The sequence below is a fragment of the Nocardia sp. NPDC019395 genome (assembly GCF_040632335.1).
Lineage (GTDB): Bacteria > Actinomycetota > Actinomycetes > Mycobacteriales > Mycobacteriaceae > Nocardia.
In genome coordinates this window covers 1,989,649-2,016,406 of sequence record NZ_JBEYBT010000001.1, presented here as the reverse complement: position 1 = coordinate 2,016,406, position 26,758 = coordinate 1,989,649, and the positions used below count along the sequence as shown (strand labels likewise).

At 65.4% G+C, this 26,758-nt stretch carries 21 protein-coding genes and 1 pseudogene; 7 read left to right on the top strand and 15 right to left on the bottom strand.

Features of this window, described 5'->3' with window-relative positions; genetic code table 11:
- Positions 1-465: 465 nt before the first annotated feature.
- The 6 genes from ABZ827_RS08275 to ABZ827_RS08250 all read right to left on the bottom strand — a co-directional run bounded on the left by ABZ827_RS08275 (position 466) and on the right by ABZ827_RS08250 (position 6,632).
- Complete coding sequence (locus tag ABZ827_RS08275; protein ID WP_357234133.1) at positions 466-1,305, bottom strand: alpha/beta hydrolase; 840 nt, start codon at positions 1,303-1,305, stop codon at positions 466-468.
- A gap of 72 nt (positions 1,306-1,377) precedes the next feature.
- Entirely contained in the window at positions 1,378-2,304 is a 927-nt protein-coding gene (locus ABZ827_RS08270; protein ID WP_357234130.1) for a VOC family protein, read from the bottom strand.
- Between the two features lie 18 nt (positions 2,305-2,322).
- Positions 2,323-3,198 carry a fumarylacetoacetate hydrolase family protein gene (locus tag ABZ827_RS08265; RefSeq protein ID WP_357234127.1) on the bottom strand — a complete coding sequence of 292 codons (876 nt, stop codon included), beginning with the start codon at positions 3,196-3,198 and terminating at the stop codon, positions 2,323-2,325.
- Between the two features lie 105 nt (positions 3,199-3,303).
- Entirely contained in the window at positions 3,304-3,891 is a 588-nt protein-coding gene (locus ABZ827_RS08260; protein ID WP_357234124.1) for a carboxymuconolactone decarboxylase family protein, read from the bottom strand.
- A complete protein-coding gene (locus ABZ827_RS08255) occupies positions 3,888-5,396 on the bottom strand; it encodes an FAD-dependent oxidoreductase (RefSeq protein WP_357234121.1) in 1,509 nt (502 codons plus the stop codon). Before ABZ827_RS08255 ends, ABZ827_RS08260 begins: the two co-directional genes overlap by 4 nt.
- Before the next feature lie 264 nt (positions 5,397-5,660).
- Positions 5,661-6,632 (bottom strand): LysR family transcriptional regulator, encoded by a 972-nt coding sequence (locus ABZ827_RS08250; RefSeq protein ID WP_357234119.1) that lies wholly within the window; start codon positions 6,630-6,632, stop codon positions 5,661-5,663.
- 151 nt (positions 6,633-6,783) lie between these two features.
- Between ABZ827_RS08250 and ABZ827_RS08245 the strand changes: the two genes are divergently transcribed.
- Both ABZ827_RS08245 and ABZ827_RS08240 read left to right on the top strand, forming a co-directional pair.
- On the top strand, positions 6,784-8,175 hold the full coding sequence (locus ABZ827_RS08245) for an amidohydrolase family protein (protein WP_357234117.1): 1,392 nt from the start codon (positions 6,784-6,786) through the stop codon (positions 8,173-8,175).
- 152 nt (positions 8,176-8,327) lie between these two features.
- Positions 8,328-9,632: an MFS transporter gene (locus ABZ827_RS08240; RefSeq protein WP_357234115.1), complete on the top strand. Its 1,305-nt coding sequence runs from the start codon at positions 8,328-8,330 to the stop codon at positions 9,630-9,632.
- Positions 9,633-9,643: 11 nt separating this feature from the next.
- On the opposite strand, the gene ABZ827_RS08235 is transcribed toward ABZ827_RS08240, so the two are convergent.
- Positions 9,644-10,039 carry a hypothetical protein gene (locus ABZ827_RS08235; RefSeq protein ID WP_357234113.1) on the bottom strand — a complete coding sequence of 132 codons (396 nt, stop codon included), beginning with the start codon at positions 10,037-10,039 and terminating at the stop codon, positions 9,644-9,646.
- A gap of 256 nt (positions 10,040-10,295) precedes the next feature.
- Complete coding sequence (locus ABZ827_RS08230; protein WP_357234111.1) at positions 10,296-11,195, bottom strand: dihydrodipicolinate synthase family protein; 900 nt, start codon at positions 11,193-11,195, stop codon at positions 10,296-10,298.
- Positions 11,196-11,823: 628 nt separating this feature from the next.
- Here ABZ827_RS08230 and ABZ827_RS08225 point away from each other — a divergent pair.
- A complete protein-coding gene (locus ABZ827_RS08225; RefSeq protein ID WP_357234109.1) occupies positions 11,824-14,064 on the top strand; it encodes an SDR family oxidoreductase in 2,241 nt (746 codons plus the stop codon).
- A gap of 510 nt (positions 14,065-14,574) precedes the next feature.
- Here ABZ827_RS08225 and ABZ827_RS08220 read toward each other — a convergent pair.
- Both ABZ827_RS08220 and ABZ827_RS08215 read right to left on the bottom strand, forming a co-directional pair.
- On the bottom strand, positions 14,575-15,504 hold the full coding sequence (locus tag ABZ827_RS08220; protein ID WP_357234106.1) for a formylglycine-generating enzyme family protein: 930 nt from the start codon (positions 15,502-15,504) through the stop codon (positions 14,575-14,577).
- An 11-nt stretch (positions 15,505-15,515) separates the two neighbouring features.
- Positions 15,516-17,867, bottom strand: coding sequence for an arylsulfatase (locus ABZ827_RS08215; RefSeq protein WP_357234103.1), 2,352 nt, complete (start codon positions 17,865-17,867; stop codon positions 15,516-15,518).
- 560 nt (positions 17,868-18,427) lie between these two features.
- Here ABZ827_RS08215 and ABZ827_RS08210 point away from each other — a divergent pair.
- Positions 18,428-18,820 (top strand): pyridoxamine 5'-phosphate oxidase family protein, encoded by a 393-nt coding sequence (locus tag ABZ827_RS08210; RefSeq protein ID WP_357234101.1) that lies wholly within the window; start codon positions 18,428-18,430, stop codon positions 18,818-18,820.
- Between the two features lie 228 nt (positions 18,821-19,048).
- On the opposite strand, the pseudogene ABZ827_RS08205 reads toward ABZ827_RS08210, so the two are convergent.
- Positions 19,049-19,186: pseudogene (locus ABZ827_RS08205) on the bottom strand (hypothetical protein); the annotation flags it as partial.
- Between the two features lie 92 nt (positions 19,187-19,278).
- Positions 19,279-19,410, bottom strand: a complete 132-nt coding sequence (locus tag ABZ827_RS08200) for a cation-transporting P-type ATPase (RefSeq protein ID WP_357234099.1) — start codon at positions 19,408-19,410, stop codon at positions 19,279-19,281.
- 409 nt (positions 19,411-19,819) lie between these two features.
- Here ABZ827_RS08200 and ABZ827_RS08195 point away from each other — a divergent pair, with 409 nt between their 5' ends.
- The gene (locus tag ABZ827_RS08195) at positions 19,820-20,809 is read left to right on the top strand and encodes an NAD(P)H nitroreductase (RefSeq protein ID WP_357234096.1); all 990 of its coding nucleotides are present in this window, start codon (positions 19,820-19,822) and stop codon (positions 20,807-20,809) included.
- Positions 20,810-20,979: 170 nt separating this feature from the next.
- Here the strand turns inward: ABZ827_RS08195 and ABZ827_RS08190 are convergent, their stop codons facing one another.
- The 3 genes from ABZ827_RS08190 to ABZ827_RS08180 form a co-directional block, all read right to left on the bottom strand.
- Entirely contained in the window at positions 20,980-21,882 is a 903-nt protein-coding gene (locus ABZ827_RS08190; RefSeq protein ID WP_357234093.1) for a universal stress protein, read from the bottom strand.
- 214 nt (positions 21,883-22,096) lie between these two features.
- The gene (locus ABZ827_RS08185; RefSeq protein ID WP_357234090.1) at positions 22,097-23,836 is read right to left on the bottom strand and encodes a GAF domain-containing sensor histidine kinase; all 1,740 of its coding nucleotides are present in this window, start codon (positions 23,834-23,836) and stop codon (positions 22,097-22,099) included.
- 76 nt (positions 23,837-23,912) lie between these two features.
- Positions 23,913-24,560: a response regulator transcription factor gene (locus tag ABZ827_RS08180; RefSeq protein ID WP_357234088.1), complete on the bottom strand. Its 648-nt coding sequence runs from the start codon at positions 24,558-24,560 to the stop codon at positions 23,913-23,915.
- A 670-nt stretch (positions 24,561-25,230) separates the two neighbouring features.
- Here ABZ827_RS08180 and ABZ827_RS08175 point away from each other — a divergent pair.
- Both ABZ827_RS08175 and ABZ827_RS08170 read left to right on the top strand, forming a co-directional pair.
- Positions 25,231-25,680 carry a pyridoxamine 5'-phosphate oxidase family protein gene (locus ABZ827_RS08175; RefSeq protein WP_357234085.1) on the top strand — a complete coding sequence of 150 codons (450 nt, stop codon included), beginning with the start codon at positions 25,231-25,233 and terminating at the stop codon, positions 25,678-25,680.
- A gap of 26 nt (positions 25,681-25,706) precedes the next feature.
- Positions 25,707-26,708 carry a zinc-binding alcohol dehydrogenase family protein gene (locus tag ABZ827_RS08170; RefSeq protein ID WP_357234604.1) on the top strand — a complete coding sequence of 334 codons (1,002 nt, stop codon included), beginning with the start codon at positions 25,707-25,709 and terminating at the stop codon, positions 26,706-26,708.
- Positions 26,709-26,758 lie beyond the last annotated feature (50 nt).

The following is a 26,758-nucleotide window of genomic DNA, read 5'->3' as shown; positions in this document are numbered from 1 at the left end:
GCGACGACCGGCTGCGTTCCTCTACCCCTATCGCCCGCTCATCCTGGCACGTCAGATGCGCGAGACCCGGTGCCCGACTTCCCCTCGCTGGAGATTGCTGTTCAGGGGATCCGAGTGTCGAGCATCTCCGTCAGTTTTATGTTCGACACCACTATGAACTCCGCGGACACGGCCCGGGCCGGCTGCCCGGGAGGGCCTATCGGAGCTGAGGGCAGCCCCGACTCCGCGCGGCGAGAATCGAGTTTCTGCAAGGATGCAGAATCTCCGAGTACGGAGTCCTGAGGCCGGCTGGCCGTTAACCTCACGACTGGCGGCCCAGCTGTTTTCTGGTGAATACAACACCGCGCCGTCCGGCGTCGGCCAGTGCGGCAGAGTCGACACCTCGTTGCGGCTCCGGTGCGACCGGTCCCCGATAACGCGACCACCTGGTCGCATCCATGGAGAGCGGGTGAGTGGCAGTTGCGGTTATAGTTCGCTGCTTGTGGGGGCCAACTGTGCCTTCAGCCAAGCTGCCGTGATCCCCAGGTTGGGTTCGGCGTCGAACCGGGGGTCCTCGTGGCCGGCGCCTCCGATCATGCAGTAGGTGACATCGACCAGGTGCCGAGCGAGTGCCGTGAACAAGTCGTGGCTGTCGGAGTCCGGGACGATCCGGTCGAGATTTCCGTGGGCGATCAGAAACGGTGGGGCTGCAGGGTGGACATTCTCGAGCGGGCCGGCTGAGCGGAGTTCGGCGTCGTGGGACTCGAAGTCGTCACGGCCGAATAGGGCAGATACCGACGGAGGGCGATTCAGGATGAGAGTTTCGAGCCAGGTGCGCCGGGTGCTGCTGAGCAGATCGGTGGGTGAGAACCAATTGACCACCGCGTGCACTGCGCTGGAATGGGCGAGGTGGGTGCCGGCATTCCCTTCGATTGCGGCATTTCCGGCGGTGAGTCCCACCATGGTGGCGAGGTATCCGCCCGCCGAGGCGCCCCAGATTCCCAGTCGTTCGGTGTGTAGGCCGTGGTCGCTGCCCACTGCACGCAGCCATCGCACGGCTGCTTTGGCATCGTGCAGTTGAGTGGGGTAGTGCCCGGCAGGTGACAGTCGATAGTTGGCCGAGGCCACAGCCACACCCAGCTCGGCGAGTGGCTGCAACCGTCTGTCGGCGTCGTCGCTTTTGTCTCCTGTTGTCCATCCTCCCCCGTGGAGGTAGAGCACCGTCGGGGCGGGCCCAATTGTGCTGGGACGGTAGATGTCCAAAGTCAAGGGGCCGGCCGGTGTAACGGCGAATTCGAGGTCTTTGACAATGCTGACGTCGTGCATGGGACCGGCTGCCCTTTCCGGAGTGTTTTGAACGAAAATCGCGATTCGGAGCGGGGACCCGCCGGGACTCGGTCATGATTTGCTGGAGTGTGCTCCGATCATCAGCGCCGCGAGGTCGTCCGGTTCGAGGAACGACGGTGGGGGTGGTGGGCCCCAGGCGTAGAGGCCTTGCAGGCCGTGGAGGACTTCCGGGGACCACAGTTCGTCTTCGGGGATAGTGTCCATATCGCTGTAGTATTCGGAGAAGTTTCCGGCCGGGTCCTTGAGGTACCAGAAGAAGTTGGCGCCGGCGTAGTGTCGGCCCAGCCCCCAGATGTGTCGCTCCGGATTGTTCTCGAGCATGGCGTGGGCCCCGCGGCCGACCTCGTCGATATCGTCGACCTGCCAGCTGGTGTGGTGCAGGAAGTTCACCGGCGCGGCCATGACCAGGACGTTGTGATGTTCGACCGAGCAGCGTAGGAACGCGGCCTTGTCGCCCATGAAGTCGCTGACCTTGAATCCGAGCCCTTCGGTGAAGAATTTCATGGTGGTGTCGAGGTCGGTGGAGCCGAGTACGGCATGTCCGAGTTTGCGGGGTCGCACCGGCTGCGTGCGGGCGATGAAGGGGGCGCGGCCCCATCGGTCGATGCGGCCGGGCCCGTTGTATGCGGTGGCGGCAACGGCGGGGGTGATGACGATGCGTGGCCGGATTTGCACGCGTATACATGTCCCGGTGACCGGTTCGGTCGCACGCAACGAGTTCTCGTCGTCCTCGAAGGGAAGCCCCAGCTTGTGCAGCCGGGACGAGATGGCCGCGACGTCGTCGGCGTCGTCGGCGGCGATTGTCATCTCGACCAGGCGCCGGCGGGCCGCGTGGACGATCTCGAGTTGTTCACCGCCGTTGGCGGTGGCGAACACACCGTTACCGCGGTGGTCGAGACCGAATTCGTTGTAGTAGGCGATGGTGCGTTCGACGTCGGGAACGCCGAGGGTCACCTTGCCCAGTCCGTGAAGTGGCATAACAGGTCCTTCAAGCGCTCATTTGTTTTGGGAGCCAGCAACGAAATGCTGCCGCAGTTCGCCGATACCTTCGATCCAGCTGTTCAGGTTCTCGCCGGGCCGGAGGAATCGCTGCGGGTCGCGGCCGACCCCGACTCCGGCGGGGGTGCCGGTGAAGATGACGTCGCCCGGGTAGAGGGTCACGGTGCGGGAGAGAGCGGCGACGAGTGTGGAGACAGGAAAGATCAACTCGCGGGTCCTGCCTTTCTGGACTTCTTCACCGTCGATCGTGCAACCGAGTTCGAGATCGTCCCGGTCGGCGAACTCGTCCGGTGTGACCAGCCACGGACCTTGCGGGGAGAAACCGGCGAAGGACTTGCCCAGGCCGAATTGCGGTGCCTGACCGCGTAGCTGGGACACCCGCTCGGAGATATCCTGCCCCACTGTCAGCCCGGCGACGTGCGACCATGCGTCGGCCTCGTCGATATTGCCGGCTCGACGGCCGATGACCGCGACAAGTTCGACCTCCCAGTCGACGTTGCCGGCGGCGGGAATGGTGACCTCTGTGTCCGGACCGGTGAAGGAAGAAACGTATTTGGTGAACACCGGCGGCAGATGCACCGGTGATTCGAATCCTGATTCGGCGGCGTGGGCGTGATAGTTCAGCCCCACCGCGAACACCTGCCGCGGCGCGGGCGACGGCGCGCCCAGAAGGGCACGATCGATCACGGTGGTGGCGATGCTATCTGCCGGCACCTCGGCCGCCCAGGATCGAAGCTCGTTCCACTGTTGGTATACGGCGGGCAGATCGGGGCCGAAACGGCCGTCGGACAGAGTAGCGATATCGACGGCACGTTCGGCGCCGGGTTCGCCGAGGATGAGAACAGCACGATTGTCGAGATTGGCAAGACGCATAAGGTTTTCGCTTTCCAGAGGGTGGATGTCGAAGCTGGGTTGTTACGGTCTTGAAGTGCGACCGGATGTCGATCGGCGTGACGTCGTCGCGTGCGCGCGTGGACGCTAGCCGGGAAGTGAGGTTGGCGGGGGAGGGGGTGTTTGCGCCATGTTCATCACCATGGCCAGTGTCGTGTAGTACCCGGCGGTGACTACCACGTCGATGACAGCCTGAGGACCGAATGCCTCGACACCGCGATCGAAAGTACTGTCGGAGACGGCTCGGTCGGTGAGTAGTTCGATGACAATGTCGTATGCCGATTGCTCAGCGGCTGTGAGATCGGGTGGATCCAACCGCTGAGAAAGGGCGTCGATCGTTTCGTCCGACAGCCCCGCCGCGCGCGCGAGCGGGAGGTGATAGGTCCATTCGAAGTCCTGATCCCATTCCCGGGCTACCAGCAGGACAATCATCTCGAAAATGCTTCTCGGCAGCGGGCTTTCGTACCGAAGGTAGGCGCCGAGTTGCTGTAGGTGCTCCGTCGCTTGTGGACTGCGCAGCAGTGGGACGAAGGGGCCGAACACCGCGCCGCGCGGTCCGGTGGCGATGCGACCTGCTGCGGCCTGTTGCTCGGCGGAGAGTTCCTCGAGCGGTGGCATGGGCATCCGGTCATTGCTGTCGGACCCGGGCACTGTGCGCGGAGTTGCTCCGTTCATCGGACGATGCTCAGGGCGTGTTTCAGTGCGAGCTGGGCATGTTCGAGTGCCGGCGGTTCCGTACTCGCCCAGGCGATGTACCCGTCGGGTCGGATCAACAGACTTCGCACCCCGTGTAATTCGGGTGGAGTAGGCACCAGATGTCCCGAATATGTCCGCAGCAACGGAACTGTCTCCTCCATGCCTGCGTATGTCTGCGCGCCGGTGCAGTCGATGAGTACACATGCCTGTTGCCGGAGCAGCTCTCCCATCCGGTGCAAACCGGCGTCGGTCTGCAGGTCCAGATCGGGGCAGCGATGCCCGGTCATCGAATGGCTTTCCGGCGAACTGGGATACGGAAAGGCCAGCCCGTTGAGGTCCAGGGCCAGTTGCCGGTTGACCTCGGGGATCGGAAGAAGCGTGCGCTGGAACCATCGTTTGAGGGCGACGCCCTCGGCGGTGAAATCGAATTGGACGGCGCACTGTGCCTGCACGCTGTGCAGCAAGGCTTCGGTTACGGGGCGCCGTTCCGACTCATAGGTGGTGAGCAGATCATCTCCGGCGTGTCCCTGGATCACGGCGGCGAGCTTCCATCCCAGGTTGAACGCATCTTGTATGCAGAAGTTCATGCCGACCCCGCTGGCGGGGTAGTGGATGCGGGCGGATTCCCCGACCAGGAAGGCGTTGCCCTGGTGGAATGACGCGGCGAGCTTCATCGTGTCGGTGTATCGCGAGCCCCATGTCAACTCGTCGAACGGGACGTCCACACCGAGTATGTCGGTGATGCATCGGCTCACCTCCGCCGCAGTGACCGGTTCGGACTGCGCCGCCTGCCGGCGCTCGGCGTGGACGATATTGAACCGTGTGAGGGTCTGGTTCTCTCCGAACGGGAAGGAACTGATCCATCCCTTCTCGTTGTCGACCATGCGACGGACCTCAGGCCACGGGCGGTCCATTCGTAGGTCGGCGACGATCCCGGTGAACGTCGGTCCGTGGCCGTCGAAGGTGATGCCCAGTGCCGACCGCACCGTGCTGCGTGCACCGTCGGCGCCGATCAAGTAGCCGGCCGAGAACTTCTCGGTCCTGCCGGTAACCGCCGAGGTTGCGGTCACTGCGACGGTGTCTTCGTGCTGCACGAGGGTGTCGACGTGCATGCCGGCTCGCACGTCGACACCCAGGCGGCGAGCCTCTTCGAGCAGTAGCTCCTCGGTGTCGTTCTGCGGCAGGATGAGACGGAATCCGAAGCGGGAGTGGAGATGGTGCCACTCGACCGGCTGCATTCCGCCCCAGATATGGGTGGGCATCAACGGGTTGGGCCGGATGCTCTCGGCACGCTCGATGAACTTCTCGGCCAGACCGCGTGCGTCGAGGAGTTCGAGGACGCGCGGGAGTATGGTGCCCGCACGCGATTTCACCCGTTCGGTCCGCTGTTCGAGGACGACTACATCAATGCCTGCGCGGGCTAATTCTGTGGCGACGGTCAGTCCTGACGGACCGCCACCAACGACAACAACTTGCGGAGACATGCGCATCGCCTTTCGGGTCGCATGGCGCCGATGACGGTCCGAAGAACGTTTGCGCCGGTGCGGTGTGCAACGAGTGATCTATGCCCTCGACCATGCCCGGCAGTGAGATATATGGGAAGCGGATGTTCCTGATGTCGGATATCCATGCGGTGGATAGAGTGTGGCCGACGCCCCTCCACAGATCGACATGTTCGGTCCCTCGGGCGCTGATCCCGGCATTCCCCTACGTGGGCGTCGGTCCAGGCCGTGGTCACGACCCCGGAGCTATTCGGTGACGCCGCTCTTCTCACCGGATGCGTAGGCGTCGACCGTCGACCGGGCCGCTTCGACCACTGTGGTCCGCAGCCAGAGGAATTCGGGGTCGGAGTTGTACATCGGATGCCACCACAGGGCCTGCCGCAGCGGTGCCAATGTCAACGGAGTGCTGACGATGCGCATCCCGCCCGCCCGGACAAAATTCTGAGCCAGCAGGTTCGGTGCCAGCGCGACCCGAAGGGTTCCCGTCAGCAAGTAGGGCAAAGCGAGGTAGTTGTCGCCGATGACTTGGACGCGCGGTTCGACGCCCTGGGCCTTGACCTGGTGCAAAGGGGTATTGGGAGATTGCGGGTCGGTCTGGAAGACAGCCCACGGACTACGACCGAGCTGTTCCAGCGTGATGGTGTCGTCGATATCGGAATTCTCCTCGGCGACCAGGCATACCCAGTGATCGGTGTAGAGATCGACGGAAGGTAGATCGGTGACGAATCCTCGCGGGACGATCGCGAGGTCGGCGGTGCGCAGCCGGTCGGACATACGATCGACGAGTTCCGGCCGCAGATCGACAAAGTTGATGGTGGCGCGCGGTGCCTGCGCCAGAAGGTGGTCGGAGATTGCCCGCCCCATCGTCGCGAGCACGTAGCCGGACACGATCATGGTGAATTCGCGTGTGGTCTTCTCCATGTCGAGCTTCGGCACGGTCTCCAGTACCCGATCGACTGCCGATATCGCTACCGTTGTGCGCTCGACCAGGCGTTGTGCCAAGGGGGTGAGCTGATAACCGTTGCCGACCCGGGCGAGCAGGGGGTCCCCGAAGTACCGGCGCAACCGGGCCAGCGCCGCGCTCATCGCCGGCTGGCTCAGCCCCACCTCGGTGGCGGCGCGACTGACACTGCGTTCCCGCAGCAGCGCTTCGAGCGCCACGATGAGGTTGAGATCCAGCTTGGCGCGCCGGCTTCTCGGCTGTCCTATCGGGCTCATGAATACGCACTATACGGAACCCTGTATTCGCAAATAACGCCATGAGAACCACACTGAAGGACGTCGGCGGCCGTCGGCAGCAGCGGATGGCTGCGTGATAGTGCACGGCTCCCGCGGGGCCGTCGTTCCCGTTACCCGAGGAGTTCGAAGAATGACTGTGGATAGTGGCTTCGTGAGGCATCCCGGCAGCACGGATGCGCCGAGAGGCCCTCGAACCCTTTTGCGTGGCGCGGCAGTGGTCACCCTCGATAAGGAACTCGGCGACTTCGAGCAAGCCGACATACTCATCGACGGCGACATCATCTCGATGGTCGCGCCGAAGCTCGAGGTGCATGACGCGAGGGTGGTCGATGCCACTGACATGATCGCGATCCCCGGCTTCGTCGACACCCACCGCCATACGTGGCAGAGCGCCATGCGTCACGGCTATGCGGAGATGAACCCGCTGCAGTACTTCGCCGACGTGCTCCAAGGTATCGGGGCCGCTTACACCCCGGAGGATGTGCATATCGGCACGCTGCTGGGTGCGGCGTCCGCGCTCAATGCCGGCACCACCACCCTCGTCGACTGGTCACATATCCAGAACTCACCCGAGCACTCCGACGCGGCAATCTCCGCACTGGTCGAATCGGGGATCAGGGCGGTATTCGCGCACGGCTGGCCACTCACCACCGACGACCGCTGGACCAAGGACAGCGCGTTGCCGCATCCCGCCGATATCGAACGGCTGAACAGGCAGTACTTCGCCGGAGACAACCCACTCCTGACCTTGGCCATGGCGGCTCGCGGCCCGGAAATGACGCTGCCCACGGTCTGGCGTGCCGACCTCGAACTCGCCCGCGCACTCGGTATCCGCACATCCGTACACGTCGGCGCCTATCCCCACAATGCAGCCCACCATGCCGTCGACCAGTACGGCCGAGCGGGTCTGCTCGGCGCCGATATGACCTTCGTGCACTGCTGCGGGTGTAGCGACGCCGAACTGGCGATGATCGCCGACGCGGGAGCATCCGTTTCTCTGGGAGTCCACTGTGAGATGAATTCCCAAGGAATAGGCGATATTCCACTCGACCGGCTGCTGTCGATCGGGCTACGTCCCAGTCTCAGCGGAGATACCGAGACGAAGTGCACGGGCGATATGTTCACCCAGATGCGGCTGCTCTATGCCTACTACCGCTCGTGGCGCGGCGGTGGGCATTCCGCGATGTCCACTCCGCCGGACCTCATGCTCCGTGACGTGCTCGAGTTCGCCACTATCGAAGGTGCGCGGGCGGCGGGACTCGACCATCGCGTCGGTACCATCACTCCCGGCAAACAGGCCGATCTCGTCCTGATTCGTGCCACGGACGTCAACCTTGCTCCGGTCCTCGACCCTGTGGCGGCGGTAGTCCTATCAGCACACGAAGGCAACGTCGACTCGGTCCTCGTGGCCGGCGATTTCGTGAAGGCCAACGGCCATCCGGTACGCCTCGATCACCGCGCTTTGATTCGGAAGGCGGCGATCTCGCAGAAGCGAGTGCTCGGTTACTCCGTCAACGGGTGAGCGGATATCCACGATACGAATACTGTTTATCGCAGATTTCGTCTTCCTGAATACCCACCCCGCAAGACAGGGTGATAGTGCTCACAGTCGAGGCCAGGCTGTTCGAGCAGAATCAGTCAGCGAGCATGTACGAAGGAGTACGAGCTTTGTCTATGTCACGAGCCTCCGAATTCCGGAGCGGCTGGCCCAGCCTGGCAGCTGCCACCCTGGGCGTCGGGTTGGGTGTCTCCGGACTCGCGATCTACTCTGCCGGCCTGTTCGTCAACGATCTCGGTCGCGAGCTGGGTCTCACCGCCACCACATACGGGTTGGCGTTCTCCCTGATGACGCTGGGAATGGCGGCGGCGGTCCCGGTCGTCGGTTACGCCGTCGACCGGTACGGCGTCAAGATCCCGACGTTCATCAGCGCGTTGGGCCTCGCCACGGGCTTCGTCGTGCTCGGAACGCTCGTCCATTCGGTTCCGGCATACCTGGCCGCAATGGCCCTGATGGGCTTCCTCGGCGCGGGATCGGGCCCGATTTCCTTCACCCGAGCAGTCAGCAGCTGGTTCGACCGTGCCCGCGGGTTCGCCCTGGGCATCACGATGATGGGCATGGGCTTGGCCGGAGCGATCGTCCCTGTCGTGACCAGCTCCCTCATCGCCGTTCACGGTTGGCAGTCCGCCTATCTCGCGCTCGCGGGTGCCGCCGTGGCCGGCGCGCTGCCCACGTTGCTGTTCCTTCGTGAAAAGCCGCACCGGGAACTCACCGCGGCACCGGTCTCACCCGCAGCCGGGAATCACGATGCTCCCGCGCCCGCCGCGACCGGCCCGAGCTTCGCGGTCATCCGCCGCACTCGACTCTTCTGGCAGCTCATCGCCACCTTCGGGTTGATGTCGGTCGCCTTCACCGGCCTCGTTCCACACCTCGTCCCGATGTTGCGGGAATCCGGGATGAGTGCCGGCGGGGCCGCATCGATTGCCGCGCTGCTGGGTATCGCCGTCATCGTCAGCAGGCTGGTGGTCGGCTTCCTGTTCGATATCCTCCGTCCGCCCGTGGTAGCCGCCACTCTGTGCGCCATCTGCACTCTCGGTGTTCTCGCCTTCGCATTCGGCGGCGTAGCACTGGCGCCGGTCGCGGCGATCGCGGTGGGGTGCATGCTCGGCGCCGAACTCGACATGCTCGGATTCTTCACATCCCGATACTTCGGACTCGCCGCTTTCGGCCGCGCCTACGCGGGCCCCTACACCGCTTTTGTGGTCGGCGGAGCGATCGCCCCGTTGTGGGTCGGCGCCGTCGCCGACCAAGCCGGCAGCTATCGGCCCGCCCTCGTCATCGTCGCGGTCCTGACCCTGGTGGTCACCGGCAGTTTTCTTGCGCTGCCGAACCCGAACGTTCGACTCGCAGAACCGGACACCAGCGCAACTCCAGCGTCATCACCGCAGCCGGTTCCCGCCGCAATCCCAGCCGACAAGTAACGCGAGCTCGACTACCTGGTGCTGGATTCTTCGAGTTCGGCGATCCGGTGGTTCAGGCGCTGGATGGTGCGGCGCACGTTCTCGATAAGTTCGACGGCGCTCTGCTGCATCGGCGGGACGCCCATAACGTCATACAGTCTCCGCCACACGTGCTGCTCCGATTCGAGATAGGAGTCGTAGGTGGCCTGCAACGCGTCCAGCCGGACCTGCGCGGGCACGATTTCGGCTACTTGCGCGCCGTGGGGCGGCGGTTCTTCGCCTTTCCAGGGCGACCACGGAGAGCGCGCTCGGGCATCGGTCATCTGCGACAGCGTCCGCAGCAGCTCGTGACATGCTTCGGGTGACGCCAGGACCTTGTCCAGGCATCGGTGGTAGTCCGGGGGCTGTATCTGGGGATGGTCGTCCATCGGCGGCGCTCCTATTACTCCGTCCTGCAGACGAAGACCACAATGTTATCTGCGGAACCCGGGACTGACTGCCGCACGGGCAGGCGTCAGCGGCACGCCGTTCACGCGGCGCGGGCGCCAGCGCGATCACCGGGCCGGCCAGCGCCGCTGCGACTTCTCGGCCGTGCCGGTACCCCGGGCCGCGCTGGTTCTCGCTCGTAGGCACGCGTCGGCCTGAGGACCCACGGCAGACCTGTTTCCGCTCCGTACCGGTCGATCAGATCAGGTGGTGATCGCGGAGCGCCTGTAGTGCAGACGAAACCGTTGTCCGAACTTCGGGCGGGAGACTCTGGACCGGCGCCGGCAGGTTGGGTGCGCGCACCATACCGAGGTCTTCGGCGATTGCGGAGACCGTGCGGAGGCTACCGTGGCTGCGGAAGATGGACCACAGTGGCTCGAATTGCCGGGATAGCCGGACGGCAGTGGCCGCATCGCCGGAGCGGGCCGCTCGGGTGAGTGCGAGACACGGCGCCGGAAGTACACCGGCGATGGCGCTGTACCAGGCATCACATCCGGCGTTGAGACCGGTCGCGGCGAATGCGTCGCCACTGACGCCGATGGTGACGGCCGGAGGGATTTGTGACCGCAGCGTCTCGATGCGTTTCGCGGCGAGGGCTGGGTCGGCCGGCACTCCAGGGATCTTGATCGAGCCGACATGCGGGAGTTGTGCGATGCGGGCGTGTAGTTCGTCGGTGAAAGTGAAGTGGGTGGTGCCCGGGTTGTCGTATACGCACAGCGGCACTGACAGCTCGCGGGCGACGGTCTCGTACAGCCCGTAGACCTCGTCGGCGGTGAGCGGTTGGTAGGACATCGGTGCCAGCAGGACCGCGGCTGCGCCGGCGTTCTGCGCATCCTCGGCGTGACGGCACACTTCCCGGGTGCGCAGTGCGCCGATGCCGACGATGACGGGAGTCGAGCCCGCGGCCTCGACGGCGAGGTGGGCGACCCTGCGGCGTTCCTCCCGGGTGAGATAGCCGTAGCTGCCGGTCGAGCCGAGAGCGCCTATCGAGTCGACTCCGGCGTCCACCATCCGGGTGACCAGTCCGGTGAAGGCCTGTTCGTCGATATGCAAGTCGGTGGTCGGAGTCATCGGAAAAGCCGAAAGTCCGGTGAACATGCGCTCACACACTACGGCAGTGGTGGCGGAGATGACGTTCCCGCCGAGCCCGGTCACGGTAGACGTGGCATCAGGGCGACGGCACGTGGGAGTCGATGCCGACCGCGCTACAAGCCCACGCAGACGCGGTCGGCGAGATCGCCTCGATCGCGACTGCGGTCGGCACATTGCTGGCCGCGATCGCCGCCATGGGACCTTTACCCACGTCGTGAATTGCATTGCACCGGCCTTCGGCCACCCCAGCGGCGGAATTGCCGCCTCCGATCTCAGACAGGGGCTGATGAGCGAACCGGATCGTGTCTCCCGAGTTGCGCGCGCCCGTGCCCCGGCTGGTGTGCCCCCTGATGCGTGAGCGGCACCTTCCGTTCGCAGCACACGCGCGGACCAGTGGACAACGCCCGACAGCGAATGGGGCTGCTGCGGTAAAGGTGACTGGTCCGCGGCCTGGCACCGCCTGTGCCGGAGACTGCCCACCCAGCCCGCAACGCGCCGCCGAGCCCCGGTCATATGCCGAAAGCGATTACGGTCACACAGTTTCCATATAGTTGTCGCGGCCGCGACACCTATCCGCGCGACAGTCGCTGTGCCACGAAACCTGATTCTGGAAGATGACCTCTGAGGAGTGTGGATGCGTTCGCTGATCACAGGAGTATCGGGGTTTCTTGGTATTCATCTGATGGGCGAACTGCTCCGTGAAGAGGGCGAGTTCGTTCTACTCACGCGTAGAGATCCGGACGCACTGCTGAGTACGTTGGCGGAGGGGCTGCATGCGATCGGGACCTCTGAGCATCTCATCGACCGATTGCCCGAGCGATGTGAGCCCCTTCGGGTGGATCTGCTCGAGCACCGGTTCGGGCTCGCGGAATTGCAATTCAAACAGCTCGCCGCCGGGGTCGACGCCATTTGGCATCTGGCGGCCTTGGTCGAATTGGGTGCCACCCTCGACGCCGTTCGCGCAACCAATGTCACCGGCACCCGTCGCGTCCTGGAATTCGCCGCCGCGGGCGGGGTGCCGAACCTGTATCACGTCAGTACCGCATTCGTCGCCGGTCGCCGGAAATTGCGAGGCCGAGTCCGAGAGAACGAACTCGACGACAGCCACGGATTCGAAACAACCTACGAACGATCGAAATACGAAGGTGAGCTGCTGGTCCGGGACTTCGCCCGAAAGTCCGGCGGCCGCGTGCTGGTCATGCGACCCAGTATCTTGGTCACCGATCGGGCCCCGCACCCGGCGCTCCCGGAGCATTTGTTGCTGCGACTGCGCCGCAGCATCGACGCCGCCGTTCGCCTACGGGGCCAGGCGCGAAAGCCCGTTCACGAACTGACGACGGTCCGGCTGGTCGGCGACGAACACGGCCACCTCAGCTTCCTTCCAGTCGACGCCGCGGCGTCCACCATGGTCGAATTGAGCCGTAAGGCCCCGGCTGGACTCAACACCTACAACGTGGTTCATCATTGTGAGGTCCCCGTTCCGGTTGTCTTCGACGTCTTACGCTCCCTGTCACCGCTGCCGCTGACGATGGTGCCCGACTCGCCCGCGGATCCCAACGTGTACGAGCGCAGCAGCCGTCGTGGTGCCGCCGGTAGCTTCACCCCGTATCTCACCCACCGCCGGATCTTCGATGACACCAACACCCGAGGGGTAATAGGAGATCCCATCGACACCACGGTTGTGGGACTCGACTACCTGCTTGCCGGCATCGGCCTGAACCGAGACGACCTGGCAGCCCTCGCGCCCACGACCGGCACACGCAAGATCTCGCGGCGCCTTCCGCAACCGGAACCGCTCGCATATCCCAGGCCATCGATACCGGTTGTGCCGACACGACAGCCCACGTTCGTGGTAACCACCGGCCGCAGCGGTTCGACAACCTTGTCGCGTGTCCTACGGGCACATCCGAGTGTGCTGAGCCTCAACGAGTTCTTCGCCTCGGTGCGCACTTCGACCACCCCCGACGCGATATTGCCGGCCGCCCGATTCTGGAGTGCGCTGGCCGAACCCCACCCGCTGTTCGATCCGTTGATCCGCGGTGGCGGGCGCATGTCCGAACTGCTGTATCCGAATCTCGTCGGCGCCCGCTACGACGCACATACCACCGGCATACCGGCGATCAGCCTGATGACTCTGCCGCACCTGTCGACCGACCCCGACCTGATGTTCGACGAGCTCGCCGTCGAAATCGCCGACTGGCCCGATCGGATCACCTGCGATCACTTCCAGCACCTGTTCGGCTGGCTGGCCACCCGCCTGCAACGGCCCGTCGTCGTGGAACGCTCGGGCTTGTCGCTAGGGTGGATTCCGTGGCTGCGCCGCAGCTTTCCCGAGGCGAAGTTCCTCCATCTGCACCGCGACGGCCCCGATACCGCGTTGTCCATGAGCCAGCACGCGCCCTTCCGGGCGATGACCCTCATTCAGGACGCGTTGCAGGCGGCCGACATCGTCGACGACAACGCCGGCGGACGCTGGGTCGTCGACCCCGCGCAGATGCCCGCCGAAGCAGCCGAACTATTCGGCGACAGCATCGACTACGAACATCTGATGGGCCTCGACATCCCACTCGACCGATTCGGGCGCCTGTGGTCGGAACTCGTCGAAACCGGTCTGGGCGCCCTCGCGGACCTACCCGACGACAAACATCTGCCGGTGGCTTACCAAGACCTCATCACCGACACCGACCATCAGCTCACTCGCATCGCACAATTCCTGGACGTCCCCGCCTCGCCGGACTGGCTCACCATCGGTGCCGCCGAATTCGATCCCGCACGAAACCGCAGCGCTCGGCACCGACTTCCCGAGACCGTGTACCGCAGCCTCGAAGACGCCTGCGCTCCAGCAACGCGACTACTGGCAGGCCAGGACTGCTGAGCCGATCGTAGAGCCCGCTTCACCTGCGCCGATCGCCACAGGCCGGACCTGAGGGGATCGGCGCAGAACAGCATGAGCGGGAAGATCACCGAGCGGGTGGCGGGAATGGGTGCGGTGAGCATGAACACGGGATCGTCACCGGCGACGGCGAAGGAATGGAAAAGCGCTCGCGGACGCAGACCGAGCCGGGACCACAGGCCTCGGAACCCGCCGGTTTCGGAGGTCGCGCCGGGGTCCGGGCGTTCGAGCGAGCCTCTAGATATCTATCGCCATTAGGTTTTCTGGTCAACGGCGCTGCTTTCGGCTCGTCGGCGGCGCCTGTCGAAAATGCCCTCGCGTGCCCCTCAGTCCGGCGCCGCGACCCGCGGCGCGGCGGACATCGACCTGCTCGATCGGGATTCGACCCCACAGTCAGCCGGATGACCGACAACGTCAGCGGTAACGCGGCCCCAACGAGGGACTGCAAGAAGATCCGTCGGACACCGCGTCGAAATTCGCCGATGGCGGGCATCAATGTTCTGTGTCGCGTACGACGCAGCGGAAGCCGAGGTGGCAGGTGGCCGTGTCCTCGGTCTGTGGTTGCCGGGCGGCGGGCCGGTACCGCAGGCAGTAGCTGGCTGCGCACAGATAGGAGCCGCCCTTGACGACATGGTGCGGAAAGCGCTGCGCCGATGCGGATTCCGGCGTATCGACGCGCGGGTTCGACGGGGCGCAGCAGGCCGGCGACGGATGGTGGGAGTGGAAGTAGTCGGCCGTCCATTCCCACACGTTGCCGGTCATGTCGGAGAGGCCGTAGCCGTTCGGCGAATAACTGCCGACCGCCGTGGTGCCGGGTGCGCGCGCCTGTCCGCGGCCCGGATGGAATTGCCAAGGAAAGGTGCCGACCCAGATATTGGCCATGCGCCGACCGGTGGGTTCGAACTCGTCACCCCAGACGAAGGTGGCCGAGTCCAGTCCGCCACGTGCCGCGTACTCCCATTCCGCCTCCGTCGGCAATTGTTTGCCGGCCCAGGCCGCGTATGCCGCGGCGTCGTCGTAGGCGACCTGGGTAACCGGATGACGGTCGAGTCCGTCGAGCGTGCTGCCGGGTCCGCGTGGGTGGCGCCAGTTCGCGCCGGGGACATACCGCCACCACCGTCGCCAGTTGTCCAGTGGCACCGGTCCTGCGGTGGGCCGGAAGACCAGTGCCCCGGGCGCCAGATCCACCGGGTCCGCGTCCGGGTAGTCCTCGATGGTGGGAGTGCGTTCGGCGACGGTGACGTATCCGGTGTGCTTCACGAAGCGTCGGAACGCCGCATTGGTCACCGGGTGCGGGTCGATGCGGAACGAGTCGATCCGCACCCGGTGCACGGGCCGTTCCTCGGGGTAGAAGCCGTCCGAACCCATGGTGAATTCGCCGCCGGGTACCCTGACCATCCCGCGGGGCGCGTCGGAGGGCATCCGGTGTCGCTTCAATCGCGCGAAAAGGCCGCCGCTGCGGCCATTTCCAGGTCCTCATAGGGTTTTCCGCTCACGTCCTCGATGACCTGATGCACCGTGCCACCGGTGAACGGGAACGGTGACCGGTAGCACGCGGAAACCGACTGACCACTGTCACGGCCCACGCGGACTCCTTCTCCGACACCGGAGAACACGATGGGCTGTGTCCGCATATCGTCGAGGGAGCCCACCGGCTCCTCGTCGATGTAGAGGACGGCCTCACCGGTGGGGGTGAAGTTGTCGGACCGGGTTCCGTGCCGTTCGTACCGGATCCCGAGGATGTGATCGCCGAGCGGTACCGGGCGATCGGACACGACGGCCTGTTCCTCTTCGCCGAGGAAGTTGTAGATGTAACGCAGATGGCCGTTCTGGAGGAACAGTGTGTGCCCGCCGAGCCGCCCACCGTGGGCGAACAGCACCCCCTCCGCCTCCGGGCTGGTGATCGCGGTCTCGGCGAGCAGCGCGAACGACCGGCCCTGGATCTCGAGCGCCGCACCCGGACCGACTTCGGCAAGTCCCGGATAGTAGACGGCGCTGTCCCGTGACTTGGCGTATGTGGGGCGGTCGCGCATCATCGCGGAGACGATATCGAGATCGTAGAGCGGCATTCCGTTGTACTTCTCGGCCTCGGAGAACCACAGCGCTTTCATCTCTGCCAATTTCTCGGGATGAACCTCGGCCAGGTCGTGTATCTGGCTGCGGTCCTGCTCGAGCTGGAACAGTTCCCAGCGGTCGGCGTCGAAATGTCCCCAGCCGGACGGGCATGCCGCATGAACGGTGTCGGCGAACCATCCACGATGCCAGATACCGCGCGTGCCCAGCATCGAATAGAACTGGGTGTGTTTGCCGACGTCGGCGTTCGCGTCATCGAACACCGCGCGGAAACCGACCCCCTCCAAGGGTCGCTGCGCCACATTCTTCACTGTATCCGGGGGCGTGATGCCGAGCAGTTCGTAGACGGTGGGGGTGATATCGCAGACGTTGACGTACTGGTGCCGCACCTCGCCCCGGGCCACGATCCCGGCCGGCCACGACATGAGGCACGAGTCGGCGATGCCGCCTTCGTGCGAGGCGTACCGCTTGTACAGCTTGTACGGGGTGTTGAACGCCATCGCCCACCCGATGCTGTAGTGGTTGTAGGTGGTCGGCGAACCCAACTCGTCGAGCTTTGCCAAGCTGTCGTCGATCGTATCGATATAGCCGTTGAAGAATTTCATCTCGTTGACGGATCCGTTCGGACCGCCCTCGCCGCTGGCGCCGTTGTCCGAGAGAGCGACGATTATCGTGTTGTCGAGTTGGCCGCTGTCCTCGAGGTAGTCGAGTAGTCGGCCTATCTGAGCGTCGGTGTAGGACAGGTATCCCGCGAACACCTCTGCCTGTCTGCGGAACAGTCGCTTCTCGTCCTCCGACAGCGAATCCCACGCCCGCACCGTGTCCTGCGCCGGCCACGGCTTGCCGTCTGCGCTGGTCGCGGTCGAATAGGGGTTCATGGGCGACAGTTCGGTGTTGTCCGGTACCAGACCCATGCGCTTTTGATTCGCCAGCACTATCTCGCGGTATTTCTCATATCCCATATCGAACCGGCCGCGGTACTTGTCGGCCCATTCCTTCGCCACGTGGTGCGGCGCGTGACCGCATCCCGGGCACAGGTACATGAACCACGGTTTGTGGGGTGCTATCACCTTGGCGTCGCGGACGAACTCGATCGATTTATCGGCCAGATCCTTCGACAGGTGATATCCGTCCTCTGGTGTGTACGGCTGCGGGATCGGGTGATTGTCGTACACCAGATTCGGGTACCACTGGTCGGCCTCACCGCCCAGGAAGCCGTAGAACCGTTCGAATCCGCGCCCCAGCGGCCAATGTCGCTTCGACGCCGCCAGATTTTCCTCTTCCAGGGGCGTCATATGCCATTTGCCGACCGCGTATGTGTTCCATCCGCGCTCGGCGAGGACCTCCGAGCACAGTGCGGTGTCGTCCGGTATCCGGCCACACATGCTGGGGAACCCGTCGGTGAACTCTTCTATGGTTGCCATACCGACCGAAGTCGGATTCCGCCCGGTGAGCAGCGAGGCACGGCTGGGGGAGCACAGTGCGGTGGTATGGAATTGCGTGAACTGGACACCGCTGTCGGCGATACGTTTCATATTCGGCATCTCGACCAGACCGCCGTAGCAGTCCCAGGTACCGATGCCGATATCATCCCACACCAGATACAACACGTTCGGCGCGTCTTGCGGTGCGGTCGGCTCCGCGAAAGGCGCCCAGTCTGCGACCGAATCACGGATATCGAGCGCTATATGTCCTTCGAAATCTTTGGCCATCATGTAGCTCCGTAAAAGGAGAGCAGGTCGTTTCGCCGTTGATCTATCCTGCCGATCCAGGACCCACGCCGCATATCCACGCACCTGACGATCGGTGCGGCCTCAACGCCTGAACGGAACTCCCAGTTGCGGCGACACCGCTGAGAGCCGACGACTGTTCGAGCCGACGTGCGGTTGCCCGTGCAACCAGCCGACATCGCGGTCCGGACGGTTGTCGATCTACGCATCCCGCACTCACAAAGGATACCGCCCGGGATGTGCTCAACGCCGAATACGCCGGATCGGGCCCGGAGAATTACATACTCCGTCGCACGAGCCCACCGCTGACGGCCGGTGCGGTCGATGCGCGGCTGGACCGACCGGGCCCGCGGCGGAATCGGCGGCCGGTCCCGGTGGAGGCAACAGGCCGGTGAGGACTTTCGACCCTCTTGTTTTGCGGCACGGTGCTGCATCGTGGAGTACGGCCGGTTTGTCGGCTCCGTCGGTGTGCCGCCCAATTCTGTGGACCGGCGAATGTGTGAGAGGCGGCGAAGACCATGCCACAACCGAGGATGTTGTCGATGCTGACCGAAACGGATTGCTGGTCTCGGCTCCGGTCGGTTCCGGTCGGCCGGATCGGTTATATCGAGGGCGATGTCCCAGTGATCCGGCTGGTCAATTTCTCGGTGCGTAAGGGCGACATCGTGATCTGGACCGTGCCCGGGGGATGCGGTAGCTCGGTCGCGGGACAGGTCGTGGCGTTCGAAGTCGATCAGGTGGATCCGCGATCGCGCAGCGGCTGGACCGTACTGGCCGCGGGAACGGCCGAGGCGGTCACCGATGTAGAAGAGCTCCTCGCAGCCACGGATTTTCCGCGGCGTCCGTGGGTGGCCGAGCGTAACGACCAGGTCAACCGGATCCGCGTCGATCGAATCTCCGGCCTCCAACTGCCGGCCCTGCCGGGGATTCCGTGAACGAGCGCCGCAGCAGTGGCCGGTCCCGTTCCGGGGCGGGCTCCATCGTCGCGAGGATTCGGCGGTCTTCGCGCATTCCGCCGGGCCCGGTTCCTGGAAACAGTTTCTCCATCCACCGCGTCGCAAGATCCTGAGTGTCGGCCCCGATCTGACCGAGGAACCCCGGCCAGCATTCGCCGGCAGGATATCGCCTTCGCCGAGGACGAGAAGATCGCCGACGACCACCTCGGCGGCGGGTATTTCGCGTTGTGTCCCGTCGCGCACCACTCTGGCCGCAGGGGCGGTCAGCTCCGTCAGCGCCGAAATCGCGTGGTCGGCTCGAACCTCCTGGACAACGCCGACAAAGGTGTTGACGACCACCACCATCGAGATGACGGCCATATCCGTCCAGTCGCCGGTGACGAGGGTCAGCGCCGCGGCGATCAGGAGAACGACGATCAGTGGGTCCCGCAGTTGGGTCAGTACTCGCTGCCACAGCCGGGGGGTGGACGCCGGGGCAGTACATTCGGCCCGTCCGCTGCCAATCGGACGGCTGCCTGCGCGGTGGTCAGTCCTTCGGCTCGATGCGTGTACCTCTCACTCAGCGCCACGTGTCGTCACCTCCCGCGTGCCCGCCGGCTTTCCGGAGACAGCCCGCTTCTGCCCGGATCTTGCGAGGTTCGGGATCTTCTCGTGTGCCGGACCATCGGTGCTGTTCCGGATCGGTGGACCGGTCAGGGTTGCCGGTGCATGGATCCACCGGCCGTTTGCCGGACGACCGAAGCCATGGTGCGAGTTTCGCTCTTCCCGGACGGCCGGGCAGGGTCGTGCGTCCCCCGACCGTGGGACCATCGGCCCGGGGGCTCCGCGTTCGACGACCGTGGTGTCGATGCGTGTTCCCGCCACACGTGCGGACCGGCCGATGCGGTCTGCCCGTTCCGGGCGGCGTGGGCCACTGGCCTGTGGATCGGGGACCAAAGACTCCTGGCGGGCCGCGCACGTGTGTATAGCGTCGTGACCATGACAGAAGGGCCCAGTGATACGACGGTCGAACAGGCTGTCCTCCTCGCCGGGAGGGCGCCCTCACTGCACAACAGCCAGCCTTGGCTGTGGCGATACGACGGCCGCGTGTTGCGCCTGCACGCGGTGCCCGAACGGATGCTGTCGACGACAGATCCCAGCGGCCGGCAGATGCTGATCAGCTGCGGTGCCGTCCTGGCTCATCTCCGGGCGGCGATGGCGGCGGCGGGGTGGCGGCTGTCGATGGCCCGCTTCCCCGATCCGAATGACCGGAACCATCTGGCGGACATCACTTTCCATCGCTCATCGATCATCACCGAGGCCGAACGCGCCCGTGGTGAGGTGATCGACCGGCGCTACACCGACCGGAGGCCGTTCGGCGAGCCCGCAGGCTGGCCCGACTTCGAAACAGTGCTGAGATCCACTGTCGATCCCTATGACGCTGATGTGGACGTGCTGCCCGAGGACAGTCGTGCCACGTTGACGCACGCCGCGCAGATGACCACGTCCCTGCGCCGCTACGACTCGGGGTATCACGCCGAGTTGTATTGGTGGACGGGACATGTGGTCGGCGCGGCGGGAGTCCCCCGAAGCGCACTGGCATCCTCCGGTGAACAGGAGCGGGTGGGCGTCGGCCGGCGATTCCCGACCCGCGGGGCCGAATTCGAACAGGAGGAGCGGGCCGAGACCGACCGCGCCGCCATCCTGGTCTTGTCCACCTCCTCCGACGGCCACGACGAGCTGGTCCGCTGTGGTGAGGCGTTGTCGACGGTGCTGCTGGAGTCGACGCTCGCCGGGTACGCGACCTGTCCGCTCACTAATCTGACCGAGGTACCACGCAGCCGCGAGGTGGTCCGGGAACTGGTCGGCGGCGGGCACCGGTTACCGCAAGTCCTGGTCAGGATCGGTGCACCACCGCAGCAGGACCACCCCGTGGAGCGGACTCCTCGGTTGCCTCTTCGCGATATCCTCGCCATGACAACTACCTGACCTTACGCCGGCGCCGGTATCGCACGGCTTCGTCGACGCTCCAGAGCGACCAACCGGGATTGTCCGCGGCGCACGGGCAGTTCGTCGGGGCCATAGACCCTGAGCCTGCCGCCACCACTGCCTCGATCAGGGGACGGATTCGGTGCGCTGACGTGGGCCACGCTCTCGCTTCAGGTCGTATGGACGACGAGGACCGGGCAGTGGGCACGCTGTACGACGATATTGCTCGTGGATCCCATGAGCAGGCCGTGGAAGCCGCCACGGCCACGGCTGCCGACGACGACGAGTCGCGCGGATTCCGACCAGTGGATGAGGTGCAGGTCGGGTCCCGCCAGATAGGTCTTCCGGACGACCTCGACCTCGGGGTATTTCTCGATCCAGGGCGCCAGCCAGGCGTTCAACTCGGCTTCGGCCGCTTCGGCCAGAGGCGGATCGCTGACGATCTCCGGCATTCCGGCGAACAGATGGAATCGAAGATCGTGCCAGGTGTGGATCGCGATCAGGGGAGCCCGGCGCGAGCCGGCTTCGGTGAAGGCGGCGGCAGCGGCGGCCTCGCTGCTCGGAGAGCCGTCCAAGCCCACGACGACAGGAGCCTTGCGGCGGCCTGTCGGGTGGCCGGTGCCGCGTACGACGACAACCCTGCCGTGCCCGTGGCTCGCGACGGCGAGCAGGGTCGAGCCCAGGTGAGCGATAGTGGACCGTTGCCCGGTGGTGCCGATCACGGTCAGCTCGGCGGCAGCGGATCGGTCGATGAGCAGATGAGCGGGCCCCAGTTCCGAGAGTTCGGTCTCGACGGTGAGCGCGGGGTCGATCCGGAGTGCGGTCTGCCGGGCTTCTGCGAGGAGTTCGTTACCGCGCCGGCGGATCGCCTCGCTGACGGGTGGCTCCATGGCGTCGTAGACATTGCGGACGGCTCTGGCCCCGGCCAGGTCGATGGCATGGACGATATGCAGCCTGCCCGTGTGCCCGGACGCGGCTTCACTCGCCCAGCGCACGGCGAGACCGGACGCCTCGGAGCCGTCGATACCGACGACGATGGGTCGAACTGGATCACGATCTGCGGTACTGGTCATCGGATAGACCCCTTCGGCTCCGGCGCATAGGACCAGTGTGTTTCTGCTCGGCCCGACCGGCCAGGGGCGGTCGGAACCGGTCGGGGTACCGGAATACCGGGCTTTCGGCCCTCTCCGGGTGGGTCTATGTGCTCTATGCCGAGTTGCCGGACAGCGATGTGGGCGCCGGTGGGCGGCCGATACCGGCGCGCGGTCGGATTCAGGCGCGGGACATTCAGGGGAGGGGGGCACTCCAGTGCAGGACGGTTCCGCCGGCCGGGTTGCCGGTGATCCGGCAGCTGCCGCCTGCGCGTTGTGCGCGGGCAGTCAGATTGGCCAGTCCGCTGCGCCGGCCGATCTCCGGCGCCAGGCCGATTCCGTCGTCGGTGACTTCGAGGGTTACCGCGTCGTCGACGCGCAGTTCGACCGAAAGGGTGGTGGCGTGGGCATGCCGGACGACGTTGCTGACCGCCTCGCGGAGGGCGGCTTCCACATCGTCGGACAGTGGCGGCGTCAGCACGGTGAGGGGCCCGGCGAGCCGGATCGTGGTGCGCAGATCGATGTCGGCGGTCAGCTCGGCGACGATACTGTGCAGGCGTTTGCGGTAGTCGGCCGAGGTCGCGGCCGCGCTGCTGTGCAGATCGAAGATCGAGTGGCGGATCTCCTGCACGATGGATTGCAGGTCGTCGATCGTTTCGCTCAGGCGTGCCTGCACTTCCGGGCTGCGAGCGCGCTGCAGCGTGCCCTGGAGACCCAGACCGACGGCGAAGAGCCGCTGGATGACGTGATCGTGCAGATCGCGGGCGATCCGGTCGCGATCTGCGACCACATCGAGTTCGCGCATCCGCTGTTGAGTTTCCGCGAGTTGCAGGGCCAGCGCGGCCTGGTTGGCGATTACCGACACCATCGCCTGAACCGCGGGGTCGAGGGGGTTGCTGGCGGCGGGCTGTACAGCGGTGAGGAGCCCGATGACTTCGTCACCGGCCAGCAGCGGAAGGACCAGCGCGGGTCCCCAACCGGTGTTCGTATCCGGTAGGAAGTCGCCGGGAAGGCGGTCGAGGGTGACGGTGCGGCCGTGCCGGAACGCCTGGTCGGCTCGTGATCGCTGTAGCGGGAGACGTTGTCCGCGTAGATTGTCGGCTTTCTCACCCGCCGCAGCGGTAATGGACAGCTCGCCGACATCTCGGCGGGGGAGGTCGGGATCTTCCGGGAGGGCGACGAAGGCGCACGCCGCTCCGGTGAGTTTCAGGGTTCGTTCGGTGACGAGATCGAGTATTTTCCGGGGGGTGCCTCCCGCCAGCAGTTCGGTGGCGACGTCCCGGGTCGCTTCCAGCCAGCTGTGGCGTGCCTGCGAACGTTCGTAGAGGCGAGCGTTCTCGATCGCTATGCCGGCGGCCGCGGCCAGTGCTTGCACTACGACCTCGTCGTCTTCGGTGAACTCCTGGGCGCCGGCTTTCTCGGTGAGGTAGAGGTTGCCGAACACTTCGTCGCGCACCTTCACCGGTACACCGAGGAAACTGCACATAGGGGGATGGTGGGCCGGGAAACCGACGGAAGAGGGGTGGCCGGAGATATTGGGGAGGCGGATGGGCTCGGGGCTCTGGATCAGCAGTCCCAGCACACCGTGACCACGGGGGAGGGCACCGATCAGGACGCGGGTGTCGTCGTCGATGCCCTCGTAGATGAACTGGGCCAGCTGATCGCTCGTTTTGTCGGTTCCGTAGACGCCGAGTGCGCCGTACCCGGCATCCACCAGTTCGATGGCAGTGTGGACGATGGACCGCAGTGTCTCGTCCAGATCGAGCCCGGTGGTGATGGACAGCATGGCCTCGATGAGGCGGTCCATTCGGTCGCGCACGTCGACGATCTGGGTGATACGGTCCTGCACTTCGTCGAGTAGCTCGTGTAGACGCAGCTGTGACAGCGCCTCGGTGACCGGTGGCCGAGCGCCGGCCGGGGAGGTCCGCCGCATCATGAGCTGCATTCTTCCACCGACCGCGGCCCCGGCCAATGCGCCGGGAAGCAACCGGAGCAGGCGGCCGTTACCGGAACTACACCTTCTTATCGGGCGGAGCCATCTTCGATGCGATGACGGCGGCCTGTGTCCGGCGTTCGACGCCCAGTTTGGTCAGCAATCGTGACACGTAGTTCTTCACCGTTTTCTCCGCCAGGAACATCCGGCCGGCGATCTGCCGGTTGGTCAGGCCCTCGCCCAGCAATGCCAGCAAGGTGCGTTCCTGGTCGGTCAGGCCGGCCAGCGGTCCGGTGGCGGCTTCGGCTTCGGCCCGGAACTTCGCCATGAGCGTGGCCGCGGCGCGGTTGTCCAGTAGCGATTTGCCCGCGCCGACCTGCCGGATGGCGCTGGTCAGGTCGAGGCTGCTGATGTCCTTGACGACGTAGCCGCTCGCACCGGCCAGGATCGCGTCGAGCATGGCCTGCTCATCGGTGAACGAGGTCAGCATCAGGCAGCGCAGCCCCCGCCCGGCGGAGAGCAGTTCCCGGCACAGTTCGATACCGTTGCCGTCGGGCAGCCGCACATCGAGCACAGCGACATCGGGTCGCAGAGCGGGAATACGGGCCAGCGCCTGGGAGGCGCTCGCTGCTTCGCCGATGACTTCCATATCCGATTCGGACTCGATCAGGTCGGCCACGCCGCGGCGCACGATCTCGTGATCGTCGACCAAGAAGACCCTGATCATGGCTCACCTCTTTCGCCTACGGATCGTTATAGCCTACGGAGCCGGCACCGGGTCTGTGCGATGCCGGAGGCCCTGCCTTTCCGGGACCAAAGGCCCTTTGTCCAGGCCACGAGTTCGGTCGTCGGTACGGAAATCGGCACCGTGCGCGGTTGCCCCGGGCCGCTTGATCGGTCTGGTCGAGAAACCGGTGAGCCTGCTCGATGTGTACCACTGCCTCGGTGCCGGGCACGACCCGTGTCTATGTCGGGACCCGCGTGGGCCGGTCCGGTGCCTCGTCGTCTTCTGCGCATATGCGTTCGACGGCGCTCCGGAGCCGGGAGGGAGAAAACCTGCACCGGCAGTGCACCGGCGCCTACACCCGGTAATCCGGCCATCCAGCAATCCGGCGCGAAACCATCCGACGCTCTAGACGCACGAATGGCCACGCCGGGTGCACAGTGCCGCTCGACCTTCGCGAATGGGACTTTCGGCTACTACAGCTCTGCGCCCACGCGACCGGATCGAGTTGTGATCCTGAACTTGCCAGTATGTAGTGCTCGTTCCAGCCCTGAGGTGCCGTGCGCTCAGGACAGGACCTCTCGCACGACGGAAGGGGCATTCGACCCTGTCCGGAGTATCCGCTCGATGGTGCGATCGAGACAGGAGTCGACCGAGAAAGCGGTGAGTTCAGGTGGCTGGTCCGAATAGGTTCCCGGCCCGCGACGAGAGTCCACGGCGAACCGTGGGAATCGAGCGGGTGGAGGCCTTGCGATTGCTCGCCGCCGCCCCGCTCGGGCGGATCGTGTTCACCCACGACGCGTTACCCGCGGTGCGTCCGGTGAACCATTTGATCGGTGCGGACGGGGCGATAATCATCTGCACTCGCCCGTCGGGCGGGCTCGTTTCATTGTTCGGACGTGCGGTGGTTCTCGCCTACCAAGCCGACGATATCGACCCGGTGCGGCGGATCGGATGGTCGGTGCTGGTCGTCGGCCCGGCACATGCCATCACCGCCGTCGAACTGGCCGAGGAATACGCACGCCGACTCGGCTCCTGGGACGGCCCGGCGACCGGCACGGTGATCGGTATCGAACCCACCCTCGTCTCCGGAACGAGGGTGATCGAGGAGGTCGCGGTGTGAACGGGCCGGGGAAAGGGCCCACTGTCATGCGCGCGTGGCGGGTGGACTCTCCGCGCGCTATCGACCGGGGCCCGATCGCCGAACGTAATGAGCCGCTCCCGGAGCCCGGGCCGGGCGAACTCTCGGCCCGGGTGCTGGCTTGCGGTGTCTGCCGGACCGACTTGCACGTGGTGGAAGGGGACCTCCCTGTGCATCGCCCGCAGGTGGTACCGGGCCATGAGATCGTCGCGGAAGTCTTCGACGCCGGCCGCGCGGAGGACGCCGGGTTCACGGTGGGGGATCGCATCGGTATCCCCTGGCTGCGATATACCTGCGGACATTGCGAGTTCTGCCGGCGCGGCGCGGAGAACTTGTGCCCGCAGTCGCGCTACACCGGGTGGGACGCCGACGGCGGATATGCCGAATATGTCACCGCGCCAGCGGATTTCGCGTTGTCCCTGCCGACCGGGTACGACGATCGGGAGCTGGCCCCGTTGCTGTGCGCCGGGATCATCGGCTACCGCGCCCTCGGGCGGGCGGCCTTACCGGACGGCGGTGTGCTGGGCATCTACGGTTTCGGCGGAAGTGCCCATCTCACGGCACAGGTCGCCCTCGCGCGTGGCGCCCGTGTCCACGTCATGACCAGGGGTCCCACCGCCCGCGAGCTGGCGCTCGACCTCGGCGTATCGTCGGCCCGGCCCGCCGCGGACCCGCCGCCGGAACGGCTGGATTCCGCGATCCTCTTCGCGCCGGTGGGCGAGTTGGTGCCACCCGCGCTGGAAGCGCTCGGTGCGGGAGGCACACTGGCACTGGCGGGCATACACCTCAGTGATATACCCACCCTCAACTACCAGCGCCACCTGTTCCGGGAACGGCAGCTCCGCAGTGTCACCTCCAATACACGGGCCGACGCGCGCGAGTTCATGTCTTTCGCGCAGGGCCACCGGCTTCGCGTGACGACCCATCGGTACCCGCTCGACCGAGCCGGCCACGCACTGTCCGACCTATCGCACGGACGTTTCGATGGGGCCGCAGTCCTGGTGCCCTGACCGGTCGCCGCTCCCGGGCGGGCCGCCCGGCTGGTGCCGATAGTGCGACG

Bases quoted from the DNA above. Each gene is read 5' to 3' on its own strand.
- ABZ827_RS08275 (WP_357234133.1), bottom strand. From the start codon at position 1,305: ATGCACGACGTCAGCATTGTCAAAGACCTCGAATTCGCCGTTACACCG.
- ABZ827_RS08270 (WP_357234130.1), bottom strand. From the start codon at position 2,304: ATGCCACTTCACGGACTGGGCAAGGTGACCCTCGGCGTTCCCGACGTC.
- ABZ827_RS08265 (WP_357234127.1), bottom strand. From the start codon at position 3,198: ATGCGTCTTGCCAATCTCGACAATCGTGCTGTTCTCATCCTCGGCGAA.
- ABZ827_RS08260 (WP_357234124.1), bottom strand. From the start codon at position 3,891: ATGAACGGAGCAACTCCGCGCACAGTGCCCGGGTCCGACAGCAATGAC.
- ABZ827_RS08255 (WP_357234121.1), bottom strand. From the start codon at position 5,396: ATGTCTCCGCAAGTTGTTGTCGTTGGTGGCGGTCCGTCAGGACTGACC.
- ABZ827_RS08250 (WP_357234119.1), bottom strand. From the start codon at position 6,632: ATGAGCCCGATAGGACAGCCGAGAAGCCGGCGCGCCAAGCTGGATCTC.
- ABZ827_RS08245 (WP_357234117.1), top strand. From the start codon at position 6,784: ATGACTGTGGATAGTGGCTTCGTGAGGCATCCCGGCAGCACGGATGCG.
- ABZ827_RS08240 (WP_357234115.1), top strand. From the start codon at position 8,328: ATGTCACGAGCCTCCGAATTCCGGAGCGGCTGGCCCAGCCTGGCAGCT.
- ABZ827_RS08235 (WP_357234113.1), bottom strand. From the start codon at position 10,039: ATGGACGACCATCCCCAGATACAGCCCCCGGACTACCACCGATGCCTG.
- ABZ827_RS08230 (WP_357234111.1), bottom strand. From the start codon at position 11,195: ATGTTCACCGGACTTTCGGCTTTTCCGATGACTCCGACCACCGACTTG.
- ABZ827_RS08225 (WP_357234109.1), top strand. From the start codon at position 11,824: ATGCGTTCGCTGATCACAGGAGTATCGGGGTTTCTTGGTATTCATCTG.
- ABZ827_RS08220 (WP_357234106.1), bottom strand. From the start codon at position 15,504: ATGCCCTCCGACGCGCCCCGCGGGATGGTCAGGGTACCCGGCGGCGAA.
- ABZ827_RS08215 (WP_357234103.1), bottom strand. From the start codon at position 17,867: ATGGCCAAAGATTTCGAAGGACATATAGCGCTCGATATCCGTGATTCG.
- ABZ827_RS08210 (WP_357234101.1), top strand. From the start codon at position 18,428: ATGCTGACCGAAACGGATTGCTGGTCTCGGCTCCGGTCGGTTCCGGTC.
- ABZ827_RS08195 (WP_357234096.1), top strand. From the start codon at position 19,820: ATGACAGAAGGGCCCAGTGATACGACGGTCGAACAGGCTGTCCTCCTC.
- ABZ827_RS08190 (WP_357234093.1), bottom strand. From the start codon at position 21,882: ATGACCAGTACCGCAGATCGTGATCCAGTTCGACCCATCGTCGTCGGT.
- ABZ827_RS08185 (WP_357234090.1), bottom strand. From the start codon at position 23,836: ATGATGCGGCGGACCTCCCCGGCCGGCGCTCGGCCACCGGTCACCGAG.
- ABZ827_RS08180 (WP_357234088.1), bottom strand. From the start codon at position 24,560: ATGATCAGGGTCTTCTTGGTCGACGATCACGAGATCGTGCGCCGCGGC.
- ABZ827_RS08170 (WP_357234604.1), top strand. From the start codon at position 25,707: ATGCGCGCGTGGCGGGTGGACTCTCCGCGCGCTATCGACCGGGGCCCG.